The organism is Vibrio sp. J2-3(2022) (assembly GCF_021725735.1).
Taxonomy (GTDB): Bacteria; Pseudomonadota; Gammaproteobacteria; order Enterobacterales; family Vibrionaceae; genus Vibrio; species Vibrio diabolicus.
The window spans coordinates 1-20,945 of record NZ_JAKKCK010000003.1 but is presented as its reverse complement, the minus strand read 5'-3'; the positions used below and the strand labels follow the sequence as shown (position 1 = coordinate 20,945).

The 20,945-nt window shown below is 44.9% G+C and carries 17 protein-coding genes, 1 rRNA gene and 1 other annotated feature; of the genes, 9 read left to right on the top strand and 9 right to left on the bottom strand.

What is annotated here, in order from left to right:
* Positions 1-26: 26 nt before the first annotated feature.
* Positions 27-1,139, bottom strand: coding sequence for an anhydro-N-acetylmuramic acid kinase (locus L3V27_RS12540; RefSeq protein WP_237311971.1), 1,113 nt, complete (start codon positions 1,137-1,139; stop codon positions 27-29).
* 99 nt (positions 1,140-1,238) lie between these two features.
* Between L3V27_RS12540 and nagZ the strand changes: the two genes are divergently transcribed.
* The 3 genes from nagZ (at position 1,239) to tyrA (ending at position 4,655) form a co-directional block, all read left to right on the top strand.
* Complete coding sequence (gene nagZ, locus L3V27_RS12535; protein ID WP_237311969.1) at positions 1,239-2,222, top strand: beta-N-acetylhexosaminidase; 984 nt, start codon at positions 1,239-1,241, stop codon at positions 2,220-2,222.
* 207 nt (positions 2,223-2,429) lie between these two features.
* Positions 2,430-3,506: a 3-deoxy-7-phosphoheptulonate synthase gene (locus tag L3V27_RS12530; RefSeq protein ID WP_005397501.1), complete on the top strand. Its 1,077-nt coding sequence runs from the start codon at positions 2,430-2,432 to the stop codon at positions 3,504-3,506.
* Between the two features lie 21 nt (positions 3,507-3,527).
* Positions 3,528-4,655 carry a bifunctional chorismate mutase/prephenate dehydrogenase gene (gene tyrA / locus L3V27_RS12525; RefSeq protein ID WP_006743113.1) on the top strand — a complete coding sequence of 376 codons (1,128 nt, stop codon included), beginning with the start codon at positions 3,528-3,530 and terminating at the stop codon, positions 4,653-4,655.
* A gap of 77 nt (positions 4,656-4,732) precedes the next feature.
* On the opposite strand, the gene L3V27_RS12520 is transcribed toward tyrA, so the two are convergent.
* The 3 genes from L3V27_RS12520 to ettA form a co-directional block, all read right to left on the bottom strand.
* Positions 4,733-5,734: a M23 family metallopeptidase gene (locus tag L3V27_RS12520; protein WP_005397491.1), complete on the bottom strand. Its 1,002-nt coding sequence runs from the start codon at positions 5,732-5,734 to the stop codon at positions 4,733-4,735.
* A gap of 28 nt (positions 5,735-5,762) precedes the next feature.
* Positions 5,763-6,131 (bottom strand): PilZ domain-containing protein, encoded by a 369-nt coding sequence (locus tag L3V27_RS12515; RefSeq protein WP_237309056.1) that lies wholly within the window; start codon positions 6,129-6,131, stop codon positions 5,763-5,765.
* Between the two features lie 231 nt (positions 6,132-6,362).
* On the bottom strand, positions 6,363-8,030 hold the full coding sequence (ettA, locus tag L3V27_RS12510; RefSeq protein WP_005381894.1) for an energy-dependent translational throttle protein EttA: 1,668 nt from the start codon (positions 8,028-8,030) through the stop codon (positions 6,363-6,365).
* A 373-nt stretch (positions 8,031-8,403) separates the two neighbouring features.
* Between ettA and sltY the strand changes: the two genes are divergently transcribed.
* Positions 8,404-10,341, top strand: coding sequence for a murein transglycosylase (gene sltY, locus L3V27_RS12505; protein WP_205408348.1), 1,938 nt, complete (start codon positions 8,404-8,406; stop codon positions 10,339-10,341).
* A gap of 13 nt (positions 10,342-10,354) precedes the next feature.
* Positions 10,355-10,663: a trp operon repressor gene (gene trpR, locus L3V27_RS12500; RefSeq protein ID WP_012842123.1), complete on the top strand. Its 309-nt coding sequence runs from the start codon at positions 10,355-10,357 to the stop codon at positions 10,661-10,663.
* Positions 10,664-10,773: 110 nt separating this feature from the next.
* On the opposite strand, the gene yjjX is transcribed toward trpR, so the two are convergent.
* From yjjX to L3V27_RS12475, 5 genes are all read right to left on the bottom strand, one after another.
* The gene (gene yjjX, locus L3V27_RS12495; protein WP_237311967.1) at positions 10,774-11,307 is read right to left on the bottom strand and encodes an inosine/xanthosine triphosphatase; all 534 of its coding nucleotides are present in this window, start codon (positions 11,305-11,307) and stop codon (positions 10,774-10,776) included.
* Positions 11,308-11,331: 24 nt separating this feature from the next.
* Positions 11,332-12,510 (bottom strand): prephenate dehydratase, encoded by a 1,179-nt coding sequence (pheA, locus tag L3V27_RS12490; RefSeq protein ID WP_005397485.1) that lies wholly within the window; start codon positions 12,508-12,510, stop codon positions 11,332-11,334.
* A 12-nt stretch (positions 12,511-12,522) separates the two neighbouring features.
* Positions 12,523-12,644 (bottom strand) — a sequence feature (Phe leader region).
* 108 nt (positions 12,645-12,752) lie between these two features.
* Positions 12,753-13,079, bottom strand: coding sequence for a ribosome-associated translation inhibitor RaiA (gene raiA, locus L3V27_RS12485; protein WP_005397484.1), 327 nt, complete (start codon positions 13,077-13,079; stop codon positions 12,753-12,755).
* 325 nt (positions 13,080-13,404) lie between these two features.
* Entirely contained in the window at positions 13,405-14,886 is a 1,482-nt protein-coding gene (locus tag L3V27_RS12480; protein ID WP_318526467.1) for a lytic transglycosylase F, read from the bottom strand.
* Positions 14,887-15,030: 144 nt separating this feature from the next.
* Positions 15,031-15,759 carry an outer membrane protein assembly factor BamD gene (locus L3V27_RS12475; protein ID WP_006743118.1) on the bottom strand — a complete coding sequence of 243 codons (729 nt, stop codon included), beginning with the start codon at positions 15,757-15,759 and terminating at the stop codon, positions 15,031-15,033.
* Between the two features lie 136 nt (positions 15,760-15,895).
* Between L3V27_RS12475 and rluD the strand changes: the two genes are divergently transcribed.
* From rluD to L3V27_RS12455, 4 genes are all read left to right on the top strand, one after another.
* Positions 15,896-16,873 carry a 23S rRNA pseudouridine(1911/1915/1917) synthase RluD gene (gene rluD, locus L3V27_RS12470; protein WP_005385913.1) on the top strand — a complete coding sequence of 326 codons (978 nt, stop codon included), beginning with the start codon at positions 15,896-15,898 and terminating at the stop codon, positions 16,871-16,873.
* A 1-nt stretch (position 16,874) separates the two neighbouring features.
* Positions 16,875-17,603, top strand: a complete 729-nt coding sequence (gene pgeF / locus L3V27_RS12465) for a peptidoglycan editing factor PgeF (protein WP_167426869.1) — start codon at positions 16,875-16,877, stop codon at positions 17,601-17,603.
* Between the two features lie 144 nt (positions 17,604-17,747).
* The gene (gene clpB, locus L3V27_RS12460; protein WP_005397478.1) at positions 17,748-20,321 is read left to right on the top strand and encodes an ATP-dependent chaperone ClpB; all 2,574 of its coding nucleotides are present in this window, start codon (positions 17,748-17,750) and stop codon (positions 20,319-20,321) included.
* 520 nt (positions 20,322-20,841) lie between these two features.
* A 16S ribosomal RNA gene (locus tag L3V27_RS12455) occupies positions 20,842-20,945 on the top strand; the annotation flags it as partial.

The following is a 20,945-nucleotide window of genomic DNA, read 5'->3' as shown; positions in this document are numbered from 1 at the left end:
GCCTTTTTGTTTAGGATCTATTGCCCTTAATTTTTTGAATAGAGTACACCCAGTGAAGCGAGACGACTTGCCCCCGTAACTTCCGGTAAGTTGCTAGGGAGGCCGTGAATATGGCGCTGCGCAAGCCAAGCAAACGCCATTGCTTCCATGTAGTCGCCATCAACGCCTTTTTCTGCCGTTGTCGCAACGCTCCATTGTGGCAATAACTTGGCCAGTCGCTGCATCAAAAGTGGGTTTCTTGCTCCACCGCCACAGACCAATAGTTGAGGCGTGATGCCATGAGAAAACTTGTCGACTTCGTTGGCAATGGTAATCGCAGAATATTCGCAGAGTGTACGCTGTACGTCTTCGGTTGGTAAATTGTAATGAGCCAGTTGCTGATGCAGCCAGTCAATATTGAACAGTTCTCGCCCGGTACTTTTAGGTGCTGGCATGGCGAGGTAAGCTTCTTTAAGTAATTGAGTCAACAAAGTAGCGTTTACCGTTCCTTTCAGTGCAAATTGTGCATCTTTGTCGAAGCTTTGCCCAGTGTGCAGTGCACACCACGCGTCCATCAACATGTTGCCCGGACCTGTGTCATAGCCAATGACTGGTTGCTCGGGATGCAGTACAGAGATGTTGGCAATGCCACCGATGTTCAGCACGACGGTGGTGGAATCTTGCATGGCAAAGATACTTTTATGAAAAGCGGGAACCAGCGGTGCACCTTGACCACCTAGCGCCATATCTTTACGTCTAAAATCTGCAACCGTATCAATCCCTGTTTTCACTGCGATGATGTTGGCATCACCCAACTGAGTGGTAAAGGGTAACTCTCCAGTAGGTTGGTGGAATACCGTTTGACCGTGATTACCAATCGCACGAATTTGTTCCGCGACGTAGCCAGACTTATTGAGCAGTTGTAAAACGGCGTCAGCGAAGAGGTGGCCAAGTTGGTGATCCAATTCACCTATGGCTTTTAAATTTGTGGCTTGACCGGTACAAACAGATAACAGCATTTCTTTCAGTGCTGCGGGCATTGGGTAATCGTCGTGCGCAACCAGACGAACGTGCTCATCACTTATTTCAACCAGAGCGGTATCAACGCCGTCCATACTCGTTCCAGACATCACACCAATGTACAGTTCGTTAAATTTCATAGCCGATCTCGTCAATTCTTCATTCACTTATTGTAAAGCAAATCTGAAGCGAATAACCTCATCGAATACGAGATATTCAGCCGATTTTGAGGAGAAAACATGGGACCGTTATGGGTTGACGTCGCGGGTTATGAACTGACCGCTGAAGACAAAGAAATTCTGGAACATCCTACGGTTGGTGGCTTAATTCTATTTGCTCGTAACTATCATGATAGTGAACAGCTTCAAGCACTTACTCAATCAATCCGCAAGGCAGCCAAGCGCCCGATTTTGATCGGTGTGGATCAAGAAGGGGGGCGAGTACAACGCTTCCGTGAAGGTTTCTCGTTGATCCCTGCAGCCGAAGAATACGCCAAACATCAAAATGGTGAAGAGTTAGCATGTATGGGCGGTTGGCTAATGGCAGCGGAGTTGATAGCACACGACATTGATTTAAGCTTTGCACCCGTGCTCGATAAAGGTCATCAATGTAAAGCGATCGGTAACCGAGCATTTGGCGAAGATGCCGATACCATTCTTCGATTTAGCACCGCTTACATGCAGGGTATGAAGAGCGTTGGAATGGCAACAACAGGCAAACACTTCCCGGGTCACGGTGGTGTGATTGCTGACTCACACTTAGAAACGCCATACGACGAGCGCAGCGACATTTTTGAACAAGACATGGCTATCTTTAAAGCGCAAATTGATGCCGGTATTTTAGATGCCATGATGCCTGCTCACGTTATTTTTCCGAACTACGACTCTCAGCCTGCGAGTGGTTCAGAATACTGGTTGAAACAAGTTTTGCGACAGCAACTCGGTTTTAAAGGCTTGGTTTTCTCCGATGATCTGACGATGGAAGGCGCTGCAATCATGGGTAGCCCTGCCGAGCGTGGGGCTCAAGCCTTGAAAGCCGGTTGCGATATGCTATTGATGTGTAATAAGCGTGAAGCACACATTGAGGTGTTGGATAACTTGCCAGTATCAACAGTGCCACTGGCGGATGCGTTACTGAAAAAACAGTCGTTTTCTCTAAGCGATCTCAAGTTATCTCAAGAGTGGAAAGCGGCGAGTGAAGCGATGAAACGCTTGACCAGCTAAACCTCTTGTAAACGATTCAAAACACCGATTAGAAGCTAAAGTTAATTATACTTTGGCTTTTTATTTATCTGTAAATAAAAACTTACACCAAATGTTTTTTATTGTGTACGCTTGTTTTTCTTTTTTAGCCTGTTATCTTGTCGTTAAAGCTTAGTTGTCTCACCAAGGATTTGGTTGGGTGTAAAAATAAATATACAGGTTAGAGTTATGCAGAAAAGTGAGTTGAGCAATATTAATATTAGCGAAGAGCAGGTTCTTATTACCCCAGAGGAGCTAAAAACCAAGCTTCCTTTGAGTGAAAAAGCGCGCCGCTTTATTCAAGAGTCTCGCCAAACTATCGCTAATATTATTCATAAAAAGGATCATCGCCTGCTGGTTGTATGTGGTCCATGTTCTATCCACGACGTGGAAGCGGCGAAGGATTACGCAAAACGTCTTAAAGCGCTCTCTGAACAACTAAGTGACCAACTGTATATTGTTATGCGTGTTTACTTTGAAAAACCACGCACCACGGTCGGCTGGAAAGGGCTGATTAACGATCCGCACCTCGATGGCAGCTTCGATATTGAACATGGTCTGCATGTTGGACGCGAACTGCTAGTGGAATTGGCAGAGATGGAAATCCCGCTCGCGACTGAAGCTCTGGACCCAATTAGCCCACAATACTTGGCGGATACTTTTAGTTGGGCTGCGATCGGCGCACGTACTACGGAGTCACAAACTCACCGTGAAATGGCAAGTGGCCTGTCTATGCCAATCGGTTTTAAAAATGGCACGGATGGCAGTTTGGCAACCGCAATCAATGCGATGCAAGCTGCGTCTTCTAGCCACCGTTTTATGGGAATTAACCGTGAGGGACAAGTAGCGCTATTGACCACTCAGGGTAATGCTAATGGGCATGTGATCTTACGTGGCGGCAAGCAAACTAACTACGACTCAGTGTCAGTTACTGAGTGTGAGCAAGAAATGGCGAAATCTGGCCTTGATGCATCATTAATGGTGGATTGTAGTCACGCCAACTCACGTAAAGATTACCGTCGCCAGCCATTAGTCGCAGAAGATGTTATTCACCAAATCCGTGAAGGTAATAAGTCCATTATCGGCCTTATGATTGAAAGCCATATCAATGAAGGAAATCAATCTTCTGACTTAGCTCTTGAAGAGATGAAATACGGTGTATCTATCACTGACGCATGTATCAATTGGGATTCAACTGAGGCACTATTACGTCATGCACATGAAGAGCTAGTGCCTTTCTTAGAAAATCGTCTAAAGGCTAATTAATACAGGATTTAAGGAACATCAATGGCAGTTGAACTTAACGCATTACGCGATCAGATTGATGCAGTCGACAAGCAAATGTTGGAGCTATTAGCTCAGCGTTTGGCGCTCGTAGAGAAAGTTGGGGAAGTAAAAAGCGAACATGGTTTGCCTATTTATGCCCCTGATCGTGAAGCGGCGATGCTGGCTTCTCGCCGAGCAGAAGCTGAGAAAATGGGAATTCCTCCACAGCTTATTGAAGATATTCTGCGTCGTACCATGCGTGAGTCTTATGCCAGTGAAAAAGACTCCGGTTTTAAGTGTTTGAACCCTGAATTACGCTCAGTGGTCATTATTGGTGGTAATGGCCAGTTAGGCGGCCTGTTTGGGCGTATGTTTAAGTTATCTGGTTATCAAGTCAAAGTGCTTGGTAGCAAAGACTGGGATCGTGCGGATGACATCCTAAAAGATGCGGGCCTGGTGGTGGTTACTGTGCCAATTCACCTAACAGAAGGTGTGATTGAAAAGCTAGGTAATCTGCCACAAGACTGTATTCTGTGTGACCTGACTTCTATAAAATCTAAGCCACTGCAAGCAATGTTGAATGTGCACCAAGGACCGGTGGTTGGTTTACACCCAATGTTTGGCCCAGATGTGCCGAGCCTTGCCAAGCAGGTGATTGTGTACTGTGATGGGCGTGGAAATGATCAATACCAATGGTTGCTGCAACAGTTTGGTATTTGGGGCGCGAGCTTGTGCCAGATTGATGCGCAAGAGCACGATCATGGCATGACGTTAATCCAAGCGCTGCGTCACTTCACCTCATTTGCTTACGGCATGCATCTAAGCAAAGAGAACCCGAACATTGAGCAACTGTTAAAGTTGAGCTCACCAATCTACCGCCTGGAGTTGGCGATGGTAGGGCGTCTGTTTGGTCAGGATCCAAACCTCTACGGTGACATTATTCTCTCATCGCAAGAAAACATCGACATGATTAAGCGATTCCACCAACGCTTCGGCGAAGCACTTGCGATTTTGGATAGCAAAGATAAAGCCAAATTTGTCGAAAGCTTTGAGCAGGTGAGTGAGTGGTTTGGTGATTATTCACAACAATTTATGAATGAGAGCCAAAACTTACTCAAACAGGCGAATGATAATATTCATCGCGGTTAATCGCGGGTTATCTATCCGTGTGGAGCCCGAAACGAAAAGAGCAGCTTACGCTGCTCTTTTTTGTGTCGAGAGATAAATCAGTTAGTCGCGGTATTGCTGGTATCTTCACTTGATACTGTATTGATACTGGTGTCGCGATAGGGGGAGTTGGTTAAATTGACTTGCAGACGCACGACATTATCAATCAATTGAACTAAAGGGCCCCATTTCACTTTTTTCTCTTTTTCAAATACATAATTGAAGTTTTCAGGTGTCCACTCCATCAAGTATTGAGGGTTGAGTGCTCGCCCGAGAAAGCGCACCTCATAATGCAGGTGCGGGCCAGTGGAATTACCTGAACTACCACATTGAGCAATCACATCGCCTTTACTGACAAATTGGCCGCTTTTCACTTTAAAGCGTTGTAAGTGAGCAAAGGAGCTCATAAAGCCAAATGAATGACGAATAGTGACATAGTTGCCATAGCCACGATTACTCGGGCGAACGGTTTCCACCACTCCGTCTGCAGGTGCGAGGATTTCTTCTCCTCGTTTACAGGTAAGATCGATACCAGTATGAACGTGTCGTTTACCTGAAATAGGATTAATGCGACTGCCGTAGGAAGAAGAAATACGTTGGTATGTCACTGGGCTATCATTTGGAATCAAACGAAACATGGTTGCTCGAACCGCGGAATCGATAGCTGCTGCATCAATTCGCTCTTCTAACGCCATGTTGTTTTCATCGATCATCAGCTCTTCGTCAGCGAGACCTAGAACCGATTCGACGTCGAATACTCGTTTTCCTAATAGCTGAATTTGATTGTTTTTATCGGTCAATGACTGAGAAAGCGAGTGGTTGGTATCAAGCTGCTCTTCATAAAGAGCGGTGATTTCGGCCTTTTCACTTTCTAGTTTGGCGATGGTTTGTGTTAGTTCGTCTTTATTGTGTATCTGCTGTTGATTGAGATACCACGCGCCACCAACGACGGCGGGTAATGCCAATACCGAAGCAAATACTGCTAGGACCGAACTGCGGCCCAAATAGAACTGCTGATCGCCGTCTTTCGTCGGGATCTGCATGATGATTTTTTTAGACATAGTTATTGTTACTTAAATAGGCGTTCATTTATTTTTCTCCTAAATCAGAGAGATGTTCTAACTCTCGGTTCAGAAGGTCGTTATTGCCTACATTCAATTCTATAAATCGTTTTAGTTGGCTAATGCTCTCGATGTCTATCTTGATGATCTTTAACCTAATCTCACACTTAGAAACATCCACAATTTGCGCTTTTAACGTAATCACTTGTTCAGATTGATCAAATGAAAAAGTAACATGGGCTGGAAGGGTTGGATCCAAAGCCTCAGTCTCTTCCACTTTCATGAGTAAACCATGTAAGGAAAGATCTTGAATCCTAGCTTCAATTGCCAAGTCACGTTGTTCTACCTTCGCTGGCGCTTGATGGAGAATGCGTGAAAAGCGTCGTCTCTCTGCCATGTGCATTTTCTCGTCATGTCTTCAAACAGAATTGAATAGTATATCAATACGAACAAAAAATGTTCGATTGCTGTTTGAAAAGTGTCGAGGTCGCTACAGAGTGACGTAAGTGCAATGTCATGTTCTTAACGAACGAGACGGGCTAATGAGCTCTTTTTTATAACAAAGAAAACAAAGGCCGCTATGATAGCGGCCTTTGTACAAATTACAATCAAACTTTGCGGGTTGCGATTACTTCGCAATACGCTTGTATTTGATGCGGTGTGGTTCTGCGGCTTCAGGGCCCAACGTTTTCTTCAACCAGTCCATGTACTCGGTGTAGTTACCTTCGTAGAAGTTAACTTGGCCTTCGTCACGGTAGTCAATGATGTGGGTCGCGATACGGTCAAGGAACCAACGGTCGTGCGAGATAACCATTGCACAACCAGGGAACTCTAGTAGTGCTTCTTCTAGAGCACGCAGTGTTTCCACGTCAAGGTCGTTGGTCGGTTCGTCGAGTAGTAACACGTTACCGCCCGCTTTAAGCAGTTTCGCAAGGTGGACACGGTTACGCTCACCACCTGATAGCTCACCAATGATTTTTTGTTGGTCGCTGCCTTTAAAGTTAAAGCGTGAACAGTACGCGCGAGCAGGGATTTCGAAGTTGTTGATCTTAATGATATCTGCGCCTTCAGAAATCTCTTGGAATACGGTTTTAGAATCGTCCATGCTGTCACGGAACTGATCGACCGATGCAAGTTTCACAGTGTCGCCCATTTCAATTGTGCCTGAATCTGGTTGTTCAGTACCACTTAACATCTTGAATAGGGTCGATTTACCTGCGCCGTTCGCACCGATGATACCAACAATCGCACCTTTAGGGATGCTGAATGATAGGTCATCAATTAGAACACGGCCGTCAAATGACTTCGTTAGGTTCTTCACTTCAATAACTTTATCACCTAGGCGCTCACCTGGCGGGATAAACAGTTCATTGGTTTCGTTACGTTTTTGGTGATCAGAGCTTTGCAGTTCTTCAAAGCGTGCCATACGTGCTTTTGATTTCGCTTGACGACCTTTAGGGTTTTTACGTACCCACTCAAGTTCTTTCTCGATGGTTTTTTGACGAGCACTTTCTTGAGATGCTTCTTGTTGTAGACGAGCGTCTTTTTGCTCCAACCATGAGGTGTAGTTACCTTCCCATGGGATACCTTCACCACGGTCAAGCTCTAAGATCCAACCCGCGGCGTTATCTAGGAAGTAACGGTCGTGGGTGATAGCGACTACAGTACCTGTGTAATCCACTAAGAAGCGCTCTAGCCAAGCAACAGATTCTGCATCTAGGTGGTTGGTAGGCTCATCAAGCAGCAGCATGTCTGGCTTAGAAAGTAGCAGGCGACAAATAGCGACACGGCGGCGTTCACCACCTGATAGGTGCGCAATTTTTTGGTCCCATTCAGGTAAACGAAGTGCGTTTGCTGCTCGCTCAAGTGCGTTTTCTAGGTTGTGACCATCTTTCGCTTGGATCAGAGCTTCAAGTTCGCCTTGCTCTTTTGCAAGTGCGTCGAAGTCTGCATCTGGTTCTGCGTAAGCCGCATAGACCGCATCCAAACGTTTCAGTGCGTCAGCAACGTCAGCAACTGCTTCTTCAACAACTTCACGAACGGTTTTTGATTCGTCTAATACTGGCTCCTGGGGTAGGTAGCCTACGTTTAGACCAGGTTGTGGACGTGCTTCACCGTCGATATCCGTGTCGATACCTGCCATGATACGTAGCAGTGTGGATTTACCTGCACCGTTCAGACCTAAAACACCGATTTTCGCACCAGGGAAGAAGCTCAGAGAGATGTCTTTAAGAATTTGACGCTTAGGTGGCACAATCTTGCTCACCCGCGACATGGTATATACGTATTCAGCCATTGCCGATCGTTCCTAAATTAACTGTCATTCAAACCCATCATTTTATACCAAGTGCTTTGTTTTTGTTACCGCATTGCAAGAATTTCCCTTTCGAATGGATTTCTTATTTTGAGCTGACCGGAAACTTACACGGTTAGGGTATACACTTTTGTTATTCGTTATAAATGACGAAGTGCTTTCTGCACAAGTTAGGAACTCCTTGTCTCCATCGTCTTAAAAGTTTCACGAGTACAATTTTTAATACACTAAGTTGCTTTACATGGACATCTGCATTCTGTGTAAATAGATGCATGTGTGAAAATTGCCTTAACATCACATGAACGCTAACAAAACGAGGCTTTGGGGCAGTATATGTCTGGGGAAAATGACACAAATGAGATTCAACGTATCTGAATTGGCTAAAAACGTATGCTGTGCAGCCGCGCTGTGTGCGATGAGTTTGAGTGCTAATGCCGCGCTGAGCTTGGAAAAGCAGCGTGAAGTTTATGAGCAAGCTCAAGATTTATTAGATAAAAATGACATCGACGGATACCTTTCGATCCGTCCTAAAATTTCTGACTATCCACTGACGCCTTATGTGGACTACCGAACGTTTATTAGACAGTTACCGGAAAAATCGCCACAGCAGGTGAACGAATTTATTTCGGAGTACGAGTCGTTTCCTTTTTCTCGTCGTGTTCGCGCTCCATACCTCAACCATCTTTATAAGCAAAAAGATTGGAAAACCATTACTGAGTTTCAAAAAGTCATTCCAAGTGGCGAGCGTTACCAATGTATTTTCTACGTGGCTCAGTTAGAGCAAGGTAAGAAAGTCGCCGCGTTTAAAGGGGCTGAGCATATGTGGTTGCGTGGCAGAAGTATTGCCGATGAGTGCGATCCATTATTCGCAGCATGGGACAAGGCCGGTGAACGTACTGATGAATTAATTCTCCAGCGTATGCTACTGGCGTTTGATGCACGTAATGGCAGTTTGATGAGTTACTTACTTAAACTGCCTAAATCCTCGCAGGCAAGGCAACAAGCGAAAGAAATGAAGGCGTTGTTTGATAACCCTTCAAGCGTTGCGGAGTTCGCGAAGAAAAAACCGGCTAATGATTTTAATCGAGCGCAAAGCGAATATGCGCTGGAAAAGCTAGCTCGCATGAATACCAGTCAAGCGCAGAGTGCGTATGATGCCGTCATTAAAGGGCAGAAGTTTTCTCCAGAAAAGGCGCAAGCCCTGGCTGACTATATCGCATTTCGATTGACCCGTACGGAGTCTGAGTCACTAGCTAAGTGGCGCGATGATAAAACGAAAACCAGCCAGTACTTACCGCTCATTGAAACTCGCATTCGCTTAGCGATTCAGAACGCGGATTGGAAGGGCGTACAAGAGTGGATTGCCGTTCTCAATAAAGAGGAGCAAGCGTCGCTTCGCTGGCAATACTGGCTTGGACGAAGTGAAATTGCGTTAGGTGATGACATCGCAGGGAAACAGCGTTTAGCGACTTTGGTCGGGCAGCGAAACTTCTATAGTGTGGCAGCCGCCAATGCGATTGGACAATCAATCAAATACCCTACGCATACGGTTAAGTTTGATAAGCGAGTGGTTCAACCCTATCAAGACTCGTTAGTTCGTATTGAAGAGTTGATCGCGACGGATAAAATTGCAGCAGCGAAAAGTGAATGGGCACATTTATTGCGCCGCGTAGGGAAAGATGAAAAGGCGATGCTGGCGGCTTATGCGTCTTCTAAGCGTTGGCATAACCTAACGGTGACCGCGAGTATTCAAGCGCAGATGTGGGATAATATCGAACTGAGGTTCCCGATTGCGCATCGCTGGTGGTTTAACTTTTATGCAAAAAAACACAACATAGATCCCGTAACGATGATGTCCCTAGCTCGACAGGAAAGTGCGTTGGATGTCGAAGCCCGTTCTCCAGTTGGTGCTCGTGGTCTTATGCAGATCATGCCCGCTACAGCAAAGTACACAGCACGTAAATATAAGTTGAGTTATCAAGGTACGCAGGACCTCTACAATGTGGGCAAAAATATCGAAATTGGTAGCCATTATTTGCAAGGCTTATTAGAGGATTACGATAATAATCGTATTTTTGCTCTTGCTGCTTATAATGCAGGTCCTAACAGAGTAAAAACGTGGCGAGAGCGTACCCAAGGAAAAGTGGATGCTTATGCCTTTATTGAGGCAATTCCATTTAGAGAGACACGCGGTTATGTACAAAACATCCTGATGTTTGAAACATATTACCGTGATCTTTTGGGTATCGATGGCGCGTTCTTGAATCAACATGAGATCAATACCAAGTATTGAGTGAGGTAACTTGATGTCGCACGAACCCGAGTACAAAGACTGGCAACAGATTATTGAGCTAATTCGAACTAGCATGGACAGTGAGCAAGATGACATGCTGTTAACCATGCTGATGTCACGTGATGAGAGAGAATCATTAATATCACGCGTTAATATTATTAACGAGCTTCTTAAAGGAGAATTATCTCAACGCCAGATCAGCCAGATGCTTGGCGTGGGTATTGCCACTATTACTCGTGGCTCTAACGAGTTAAAGTCTAAATCTGATGAAGAGAAAGACAAACTCAAGGTTTTGTTAGAGCAAGTTGCGGTATCTAAGTAGCCAGTGATTCCAATTCGCTTTTAGGTATTGGTATCACAAGTGGTTAAGATAACGTGTTAAAAAGGGCGGAAATATCCGCCCTTTTTCGTACTTAGCGAATAGGATGAGCGTTATAAATTTGAAGGGAAGTGCTCAGGGTTTGTGAATGGAATCAGAGCCAGAATCAAGGCTTGATGGTAAACCGAACTTCGAGTCAGCTGGTTTTGGGTGAGCAGGCTGATGGCACCACCTTTCTGTTTGATGTTCTCGGTACCAAACACCTCATCCATGACATCTCCCAGCTCATTCGCATGCTCGAGTTTTTCCAATACTTTGGGCGGCAGCATTAAGCTCGCAGAGCGAGATTCACCGCGGTGAGTATTCGACTCAATAACCATCCACGCGAACGTCACGTTTGTTTCAATTCCCGCTTCAAGTCCGACATAGTAATCCGCGTTTGGCATCTCTACTTTTGCGTTTTTAACGCGGTTTAGTGCACCGCGATGAGTTTCTTCATCAGTCATAGGTTGATCTGCGACTTCACTAGGTACACTGACGCCGACGAAGTGGAACTCTTGGTGCGGAAATGCACTGTTAAATGCACTTTGAACGGCATTAATTTTAGCTGGGTTTAGCGATGCGATTACGACTTTTTGGGTTGCCATGATCTTTTTACTCACTGGTGTCTATTAACTCAATTTTACTTGGGTAGGCTTTACGTTCTCACTAGGGTAACAGCCTAATACTTTCAAGTGTTTAGTTATTTTTGTTAGCTCTTCTAGTGCCTGTTGCATTTCTGTCGAAGCAAGATGGGATTCCAAGTCTACGTAGAACATTTCTTCCCATGGGTTCCCCATAATTGGACGTGATTCTAGCTTGGTCATATTGATGCCGTAACGTTGCAGCACTAATAGTGTTTCAACCAATGAGCCAGCCTCTTGGGAGGTCGACATAATCAAGGTGGTTTTTGCTGGAATCTGAGTTGAAACCTCAACTGGTTTGCGAGCAACCACGATAAAACGAGTATGGTTCTCAGTTTGGTTTGCGATGTTGCCTTGAATTGCTTGCAAGCCGTATAGCTTACCGCTTGATGCATTACCAATTGCAGCAACATCATCACGATCCATCTCTTGGACTTTTTGCATTGCATCTGCCGTGCTGGCGCAAGACTCCAGTTTTACACCTTTCATACGGCTTAAAAACTCACTGCACTGTTGGTGTGGCTGAGGATGTGAATACAGCGTTTTAATGTTTTCCAGACGAATGTCTTTTTTCGCAACCAAGCAGTGCTCGATTGGTTGAGTTAGCTCTCCAACGATGTACAGCGTCGTGTGTTGTAGTAGGTCATACACTTCATTAATAGAGCCTGAGCTGGTGTTTTCGATAGGCAGAACACCATAATCAGCATGGCCCGATTCTACTGTTTGAGTCACTTCTTTGAAGTGTTCGCAGTTGAGCTCGATAAGTTCTGTATTTTTACGGCTGAAGTATTCGCGGCTTGCCAAGTGCGAGTAAGAGCCTTTGGCTCCTAAGAAAGCGACGCGAGCAAGTGGCTTACGACTTTGTTGCGGGTTAACGAGGTTTTGCAGGTAACTTTGCTGAAGAAGCACAGAGTCTTCAATGATGGTATGGAAAAGTTTAGTGATGTACTGCGCGTCGAGTTCGTATTTATCTCGGCCATTAGAAATCAGCTTAACTAATAGTTGTTGTTCTCGAACGGCATCACGAACGGGTTTTGAGGTTTGTACTTTGCTTTTGGCTACTTCAATGCTGAGTTTACGGCGCTCAGACAATAAGCTGAGAAGTTGGTCATCTAGCTCATTCAAGCGCAAACGAATTTCTTCGAGGGAAATAGGTTGGTCAGTCATCAATTCTTTCCTTATAAAAAAGCCTCCCGATTTGGGAGGCTTTCTGTTTGTTTTTGACTTTTCTTTCACAAACGAGTTCGCCCCTCCGACTATGGGAGGAAAAAGAAGTCAAAAATAAACAGTGAGGTTAAATGCATAAATAGTGCTTAATTTATGAGTGTTTAAACACAATAAGCAAGGCAGGGGAGAGCGTCAAGCAAAAAAATAGCGCCTTTCGGCGCTATTTCCTCAATCTGGTCAGTTTACTCTTCTTCTTCCACTAGCTCAGGCTTATTTGCACGTCGAGCTTCAGGTTTGTGGGTCAGCTTGTTCAATTGTCGTTCTAGTTTTTGCTCCACTTCGTTGATAGCTGCGTAAAGATCTTCGTGAGTTGCTGAGGCAATGAGCTGGCCTTTAGGAACTTTAATAACCGCTTCGAATTTCTTCTGTTTGTTTGGTTCCTCACTGAAAGTTGCTTGGCAACCAATTAGGTCTACTTGCCATTTCTCCAGTTTTTTAAACTTGCTCTCAATATGAGCTCGGATTGCAGAGGTGATTTCGATGTTTTTGCCAGTGATATTCATTGTCATAAGTGTTTTTCCTCTGTTGCATCCCTCATGGGTTGAGTTCAGATTACCGCTTTAAGTATAAAAAAATGTGACTCAGATCATTATTTTGTTCGGGTTTTTTATGATGAAAAATGAATGTGATCTCACTCAAGATCTGCTGAGATTTATCGTGAAATTGCTTGTTATCGGTTAGTAAATCCGTAGATTGGATAGAGTACTCAGCTGAAAACGTCTTCGTTTTTAGGGAAGTTTTACGGCCTAATATTAGAGGTGGTTAAAATTTAACTATACGTAAAGTGTGATGACAGTCACTGAGTCTCTCAGACGAATTTATTTACAAAGCCGCTTATTGTACAAGCGGCTTTTTTGTGTCTGGCGTTTGACTGACTTTTCGTAGCGGTATCATGAAGAAGGGATCCTTTGGAGCCAGTGATACCCGCTCTAGACTTTTGACTTGGTCCAAACTTTCTAGCTGTTTGTATATAACGTAATAGCGATTAATGCTGGTAACGTATCCAACCGTTGAGCTTAAACTTTTCCGCATAACGACTTCCACGTTATTGAACCAAACATTAGGATCGTAGCCTTGCTGGGCTGCACGTTTACGAATTCGTTCTACATTCCCGGGGCCAGCATTGTAAGCCGCTAAGGTAAAGTAGAGTTTATTTTCCGCCGTAATAGCAGGATCACTGAAGTACTGTTTACGCAAAAATGCTAAATACTTCACGCCAGCATGAATATTGTTTTCTAGCTGCCGAACGTTTTTGATATTGATATTAGGGTCTCGAGCCGTGCTGGGTAGAACTTGCATTATGCCGACTGCACCTCGACTTCCAACGAGGTCGTTATTAAAGCCGGACTCTTTATAAGCGACGGCTGCGATCAGTAGATAGTCGATATCGTACTTCTCACCATAGCGTGAAAACAACGTAGCAAGCTTTTCTAGTTGAGCAATTTTGTTGGGGTTAAGGGCTTTGTTTAGCCAACCTGTGTTATCGATGTATTTTCCGTAAATGACGTTACCGAGCAGTGTCCCAGAACGAGATTTCTGAATAAACTTGTTCACGACGGCTTTCAAACTTGGGCTGTTTTCCCGCATTGCCCAAGCGATTTTACCATTTTCACGAATAGGGATTTCTGGGTGAGCTCGAATATCATCCATCACTTTCAGCCAAAGTTTGGCTTTATGACTATCGAGAACAATGGCTTTGACGTAGCCGTTATTGAGCATCCCAACCAGTTCGTAGTCTTGCAGTGTTTCTTCAATAAAATGTACGACAACGGGTGGCAAGCCTTTTTTATTTAGCTTCTTATTTAGTGCTTGAATACTCTCAAAGTAGCTAGAACTGGCACGTACCCAAACCTCTTTGCCGCTCAGTTGCTCAATGTTAGTCATGGCTGGTGTGCTTTTGTTCGTGACTATCCACTCGTCAATACCAGTAAGAATGGGTGAACTAAAATCGACTTTCTGTTTACGTGTGTTGGTAATGGTCAGATTGGCGACGACTAGATCACCGGAGCCATTTTCTAAGGCTGGCAGGAGTTGGTCACGGGCTAGAGGAATAATTTGTACGTTAAGTTTCGGTTTGAGCTTACGAAGGTCTTTTTCGAAATGCGCCAGCAGTTCTGCACCTATTCCTTTTGGTGTACCGCCCTCAATGTAATAGAAGCCTAGATCAGCAGAAACGAGGACACGTAAAACATTCTTCTCTTTAATAACATCGAGATCCCCAGTGTAAGGAGGTTGCTTGAGTGGTGATATTTGCAGTGCGCAAACGGAAGCAGACAATAAGAGCAGCATAACTGCGCATAGCTTAGGTATCGTCACGTTCACATCCTTTTATAAAGGGGAGGGGAACTTTAAGCATATGTAGAGCCCCGTAGATCATCAAGCAAGGGCAGAACACGCTATTGCGGGTAATAAAAAACCGCCACGGTAAAAACGGTGGCGGTTTAGTTTGAAGCGGCTCAGTTACTTCACAGGGTTGAGCTCGATAAGCTTTTCAGTTCTTGCTACGGCGTCTTCCAAACCGAGTTGCTTGTAGGCCTCTAGCTGGATAGTCAGTGACTTACGTGCCGCTTCGGTGTCTGGGAATGCTTTTTGTAGCTCTTGACTGCGATTAATTGCAGCTACCCAGGCTTCACGGCGGAGGTAGAAGTCAGCCGTCGCTAAGTCATAGTTCGCTAGGCGGTTTTTTAGCGCAACCATGCGTTTTTGTGAATCTTCTGCGTATGGACTGTTCGGGTAGCGTTGGAGCAGTTTTTTGAAGTCATCAAACGCTTTTTTTACTGGCTCAGGATCGCGATCGCTTCGATCTACGCTGAACAGATCATGCATAAAGTTACGATCTTGCGCCATATGGCTTAGACCGCGCATGTACAGTACCCAGTCCATTTTTTCATGGGTTGGGTTTAAACGCATAAAGCGAGAAATGGTTGCCAAGCCCAAAGCAAGGTCGTCGTTTTTGTAGTACGCATAGATTAGGTCAAGCTGCACCTGTTCTGAGTAGGCACCGAATGGGTAACGTGAGTCTAATGCTTCCAGTTTCTCAATTGCAGAAAGCCAATTACCACTTTGAAGAGAAATCTGTGCGTCTGCATACAGTTCCGAAGGCGGCACATCAGGAACGATTTCTTCTTTGCTTGCACATCCAAACAGAAGGGATACCGCTAAAAGGCCTGTTAAAGTCTGACGTTTCATATCAGGAGTCTGTTCCTTGAATCTAAATATTTCTTAAGCTGCCGTTACTTTCTTTCCAGTAACAGATACAATGACGTAATAGTCTATTTTTTCACAGTCGTGAGCATTAGTCTCACAGTTTTTAAAAAAGTTCGATATGGCTCAGCAGATTGTATTAACAAATACCGTAAAAGATAGCCAGTTAGGTCAACGTTTAGACCAAGCTATCGCCGAATTATTCGCGGACTTCTCTCGCTCGCGCCTGAAAGAGTGGCTGCTTGATGGGAAAGTTCAAGTTAATGGTGAAGTTGTCACCAAACCTCGCACCAAAGTAATGGGTGGCGAGGAAATTACATTGCAAGCCGAGTTAGAAGATGAAGAACGCTGGGAAGCGCAAGATATCCCGCTAGATATCGTTTTTGAAGATGACGATATTATCGTTATCAATAAGCCTCGTGACTTTGTGGTTCACCCAGGTGCCGGTACGCCAGATGGTACGGTGCTTAATGCGTTGTTGCATCATTACCCTGATATCGCAGAAGTACCTCGTGCAGGTATTGTGCACCGTCTGGATAAAGACACAACGGGTCTGATGGTGGTGGCGAAAACCGTTCCTGCACAAACTCGTCTGGTTCGCGCACTGCAAAAACGTAATATTACTCGAGAGTACGAAGCGATCGCTATTGGTCGTATGACAGCGGGCGGTAAAGTGGACCAACCTATTGGTCGTCATTCTACCAAGCGCACGCTTATGGCGGTAGCACCAATGGGTAAACCAGCGGTAACGCACTACCGTGTCGCTGAACGTTTCCGCGAACACACACGTATCCGTCTGCGTCTTGAAACGGGTCGTACGCACCAGATCCGTGTGCACATGTCTTACCTTCAGCATCCGCTGCTCGGTGATATTGCATATGGTGGACGTGCTCGCATCCCGACAGGTGCTTCTGAAGAGCTAACTGCAATGATCCGTGGCTTCGATCGCCAAGCATTGCACGCCGTAATGCTACGCTTTGAACATCCAATTACGGGAGAAGTACTTGAGTTCCATGCCCCTGTGCCTGATGACATGGTGGCGATGACTGAAGCGCTTCGTCAAGATACGGAAGAGCACGGTTTACCGGAAGAGTTCTAAGATGAAGACAATCATTCCGAATTGGCGTGCGCCTAAAAATGTCAAAGCTTTTGCCTCAACACGCATAGGCGGTTTTTCGACAGGCCCTTATCAAGGGCTAAATTTAGGTACTCACGTTGGGGATGATTTGTCTTTAGTAGAGAAGAACCGAGCTTGGTTGGCGCAGCAGGCGAACATGCCCAATGCGCCAATCTGGTTAAACCAAACGCATTCGACCGTTGTGGCTCAAGCAAATGAACCAACAACACAAGTGCTTGATGCGGACGGTGTATTTACTTCTTCAAGCCATGTTGTTTGTTCAGCGATGACCGCCGATTGTCTACCTGTATTATTGACTAATACACAAGGCACGCAGGTCGCTGCCGTTCATGCAGGGTGGCGCGGCTTAGCAAATGGTATTGTCGAAAATGCATTAGCGTTGTTTTCAGGTGAAGTGATAGCGTGGCTTGGGCCTGCTATTGGGCCTGAAGCTTTTGAAGTCGGTGAAGATGTTCTGCAAGCTTTTGTTGATGTCGATTCTCTGGCACATCAAGCTTTTATGCCACGAGGGGCTAAAGGTAAATGGTTGGCTGATATGTCAAAGCTGGCAACGCAACGTCTAAATCGAGCTGGTGTGACACAAGTGTTTGACTCTGGACTTTGTACTTACCAAGATAAAGCCTCTTTTTATTCGTATCGCCGTGATGGTAAAACTGGTCGGCAAGCCACCTTTATTTGGATTGAAGATTAGTTATAAGCACTAAAGTGCCAAGATGCATAGTGCTATTTTTGCAAAGCTATCTTTATTCATTCACTCCCTTGAAATTCCTCCTCTGAGTATCCATCTTTCTAACTGTCAAAAGAATTTCCTTTAGTTGAGGTTAGGAAGGTAGATATGCGTCTTGATCGATTCACAAGTAAGTTTCAAATCGCTATCTCTGATGCTCAATCACTAGCGTTAGGGCGCGATCATCAATATATCGAGCCAGTTCACCTAATGGTGGCTTTGCTTGACCAAAATGGCAGTCCAATTCGTCCATTGCTTACTATGCTGGATGTGGACGTAACGCATTTACGCTCTAAATTGAGTGAAATGCTAGATCGATTACCAAAAGTCAGTGGCATCGGTGGAGATGTACAGCTCTCTAGTTCGATGGGCACGTTGTTTAACCTGTGTGACAAAGTGGCGCAAAAGCGTCAAGACTCCTATATCTCGTCTGAAATCTTCCTGCTTGCTGCTTTAGAAGATCGCGGACCATTGGGGCAATTACTCAAAGAGATCGGTTTAACAGAGCAAAAAGTTAGCCAAGCAATCGAAAAGATCAGAGGTGGTCAAAAGGTTAATGATCCGAATGCAGAAGAGCTTCGCCAAGCATTGGAAAAGTTCACCATTGACCTTACCGAGCGAGCAGAACAGGGCAAACTGGATCCGGTTATCGGCCGTGATGATGAAATTCGCCGTACCATCCAAGTATTGCAGCGCCGTACTAAAAACAACCCTGTGATCATCGGTGAACCTGGCGTAGGTAAGACCGCAATTGTTGAAGGCTTAGCTCAGCGCATTGTCAACAATGAAGTGCCAGAGGGTCTGCGTGGTCGCCGTGTGCTGTCATTAGATATGGGCGCACTGGTTGCTGGTGCTAAGTACCGTGGTGAATTTGAAGAGCGCTTGAAGTCGGTATTGAATGAACTCGCTAAAGAAGAAGGTAATGTCATTCTGTTTATCGACGAGCTCCACACTATGGTTGGTGCGGGTAAAGGTGAAGGCTCAATGGATGCGGGGAACATGCTCAAACCTGCATTAGCCCGTGGTGAACTGCACTGTGTTGGCGCAACAACACTGGATGAATATCGTCAGTACATCGAAAAAGATGCGGCGTTAGAACGTCGTTTCCAAAAAGTGCTGGTGGATGAGCCGACCGTTGAGGATACCGTGGCGATTTTACGTGGCTTGAAGGAGCGTTATGAGCTTCATCATCACGTTGAAATTACTGACCCAGCGATTGTTGCAGCGGCGAGTTTGTCACATCGTTATGTTTCTGACCGTCAACTGCCAGATAAAGCGATCGACTTAATCGACGAAGCGGCTTCAAGCATTCGTTTACAAATTGACTCTAAACCAGAGTCATTAGATAAGCTTGAACGTAAAATCATCCAACTTAAGATTGAGCAACAGGCGCTTAGTAACGAGCACGACGAAGCGAGTGAAAAGCGTTTGAAAGCGCTTAATGAAGAACTCAATGAAAAAGAACGTGAGTACGCTGAACTAGAAGAGGTTTGGAATACAGAAAAAGCCGCACTTTCTGGCACTCAACATATTAAGTCTGAGCTTGAACAAGCTCGTATGGATATGGAGTTTGCTCGCCGAGCTGGTGATCTAAACCGCATGTCGGAACTTCAATATGGTCGTATTCCTGAACTTGAGAAGCAGTTAGATCTTGCAACCCAAGCGGAAATGCAGGAAATGACACTATTGCGTAATAAAGTAACCGACAACGAGATTGCAGAAGTACTTTCTAAGCAAACTGGCATCCCAGTATCCAAGATGCTAGAAGCGGAAAAAGAGAAACTACTTCGTATGGAAGACGTACTGCATAATCGTGTGGTAGGGCAAAGCGAAGCGGTCTCTGTTGTATCGAATGCCATTCGTCGTAGTCGAGCTGGGCTTTCTGATCCAAACCGACCAATTGGCTCCTTCTTATTCTTAGGTCCAACTGGTGTAGGTAAAACAGAGCTTTGTAAGACACTTGCGAGCTTTATGTTCGACAGCGAAGATGCGATGGTCCGTATCGACATGTCTGAGTTCATGGAGAAACACTCAGTGGCAAGATTGGTTGGTGCGCCTCCAGGCTATGTCGGATATGAAGAGGGTGGTTACTTAACGGAAGCGGTTCGTCGCAAGCCGTATTCGGTAATTTTGTTAGATGAAGTAGAGAAAGCGCATCCGGATGTATTTAACATTCTGCTGCAAGTTCTCGATGATGGGCGTTTAACGGATGGTCAAGGTCGTACTGTTGACTTCCGTAATACGGTTGTGATCATGACATCGAACTTGGGTTCATCTCGTATCCAAGAGAATTTCGCAACATTAGACTATCAAGGTATCAAGAGTGAAGTAATGGATGTGGTTAGCAAACACTTCCGTCCTGAGTTCTTGAACCGTGTTGACGAAATCGTGGTGTTCCATCCACTTGGTCAAGAGCACATCAAGTCCATCGCTTCTATTCAATTAGAACGTTTGGCGAAACGACTAGAAGAAAAAGGATATCAACTAGAGGTTTCTGACAAAGCACTCGATTTGATCGCTCAAGTTGGTTTCGACCCTGTATATGGTGCGCGTCCTTTAAAACGCGCAATTCAACAGAATGTCGAGAACCCATTAGCCAAATCGATTCTTTCTGGTGAAATTGTTCCAGACAAGAAAGTGCAGCTAATCGTTACTAATGACCAAATTCGTGCCCATCAGTAATTGCACGGATACAATAAGAAATGAGATAAAAATCACATTCAAGGGGCCATTTGGCCCCTTTTCTATAATGTTTTAGAACCTTTTGCCTGTTTTCTATACGAATGAACTAAAAAGGTGAGTTTTTTTTAAAAATGCACTTGTGTTCCTTAATGAACGCCCTATAATGCGCCTCCGTTGTCAAGGGAAAGCAAGTTAAGCGAAGCCTAGACAACAAGGTCAGTGAGTTAAGAATTAACTCGCAGATAAATAACTTAAAAAAGTGTTTGACACGATAAGTTATCTAGCTAAAATGGCCGTCCACTTTGAAGAGAACTTCAAAGTGTGCTCTTTAAAAATATAGACCTATCAATCTGTGTGGGCACTCGTTGATGATAATCCAATTAGAAATTTCTCTTAATAAAGAGCGGTTTCAAATTAGGTTTCAATGAAACGAAGTGACCATTGAATCTTCGGATTCAGCACAGTCAATTCAAACATTACTTATGTAATGTTCAGTATTCATTGAGCCGAACAAAATCTTAAATTGAAGAGTTTGATCATGGCTCAGATTGAACGCTGGCGGCAGGCCTAACACATGCAAGTCGAGCGGAAACGAGTTATCTGAACCTTCGGGGAACGATAACG

What these genes read in the sequence shown, in the direction of transcription:
- rluD (WP_005385913.1), top strand. Translation starts at nt 15,896, where the DNA reads ATGGCTCAGCAGATTGTATTAACAAATACCGTAAAAGATAGCCAGTTA.
- clpB (WP_005397478.1), top strand. Translation starts at nt 17,748, where the DNA reads ATGCGTCTTGATCGATTCACAAGTAAGTTTCAAATCGCTATCTCTGAT.
- raiA (WP_005397484.1), bottom strand. Translation starts at nt 13,079, where the DNA reads ATGACAATGAATATCACTGGCAAAAACATCGAAATCACCTCTGCAATC.
- pgeF (WP_167426869.1), top strand. Translation starts at nt 16,875, where the DNA reads ATGAAGACAATCATTCCGAATTGGCGTGCGCCTAAAAATGTCAAAGCT.
- L3V27_RS12475 (WP_006743118.1), bottom strand. Translation starts at nt 15,759, where the DNA reads ATGAAACGTCAGACTTTAACAGGCCTTTTAGCGGTATCCCTTCTGTTT.
- trpR (WP_012842123.1), top strand. Translation starts at nt 10,355, where the DNA reads ATGTCGCACGAACCCGAGTACAAAGACTGGCAACAGATTATTGAGCTA.
- sltY (WP_205408348.1), top strand. Translation starts at nt 8,404, where the DNA reads ATGAGATTCAACGTATCTGAATTGGCTAAAAACGTATGCTGTGCAGCC.
- ettA (WP_005381894.1), bottom strand. Translation starts at nt 8,030, where the DNA reads ATGGCTGAATACGTATATACCATGTCGCGGGTGAGCAAGATTGTGCCA.
- L3V27_RS12530 (WP_005397501.1), top strand. Translation starts at nt 2,430, where the DNA reads ATGCAGAAAAGTGAGTTGAGCAATATTAATATTAGCGAAGAGCAGGTT.
- nagZ (WP_237311969.1), top strand. Translation starts at nt 1,239, where the DNA reads ATGGGACCGTTATGGGTTGACGTCGCGGGTTATGAACTGACCGCTGAA.
- L3V27_RS12520 (WP_005397491.1), bottom strand. Translation starts at nt 5,734, where the DNA reads ATGTCTAAAAAAATCATCATGCAGATCCCGACGAAAGACGGCGATCAG.
- tyrA (WP_006743113.1), top strand. Translation starts at nt 3,528, where the DNA reads ATGGCAGTTGAACTTAACGCATTACGCGATCAGATTGATGCAGTCGAC.
- pheA (WP_005397485.1), bottom strand. Translation starts at nt 12,510, where the DNA reads ATGACTGACCAACCTATTTCCCTCGAAGAAATTCGTTTGCGCTTGAAT.
- L3V27_RS12515 (WP_237309056.1), bottom strand. Translation starts at nt 6,131, where the DNA reads ATGGCAGAGAGACGACGCTTTTCACGCATTCTCCATCAAGCGCCAGCG.
- yjjX (WP_237311967.1), bottom strand. Translation starts at nt 11,307, where the DNA reads ATGGCAACCCAAAAAGTCGTAATCGCATCGCTAAACCCAGCTAAAATT.
- L3V27_RS12540 (WP_237311971.1), bottom strand. Translation starts at nt 1,139, where the DNA reads ATGAAATTTAACGAACTGTACATTGGTGTGATGTCTGGAACGAGTATG.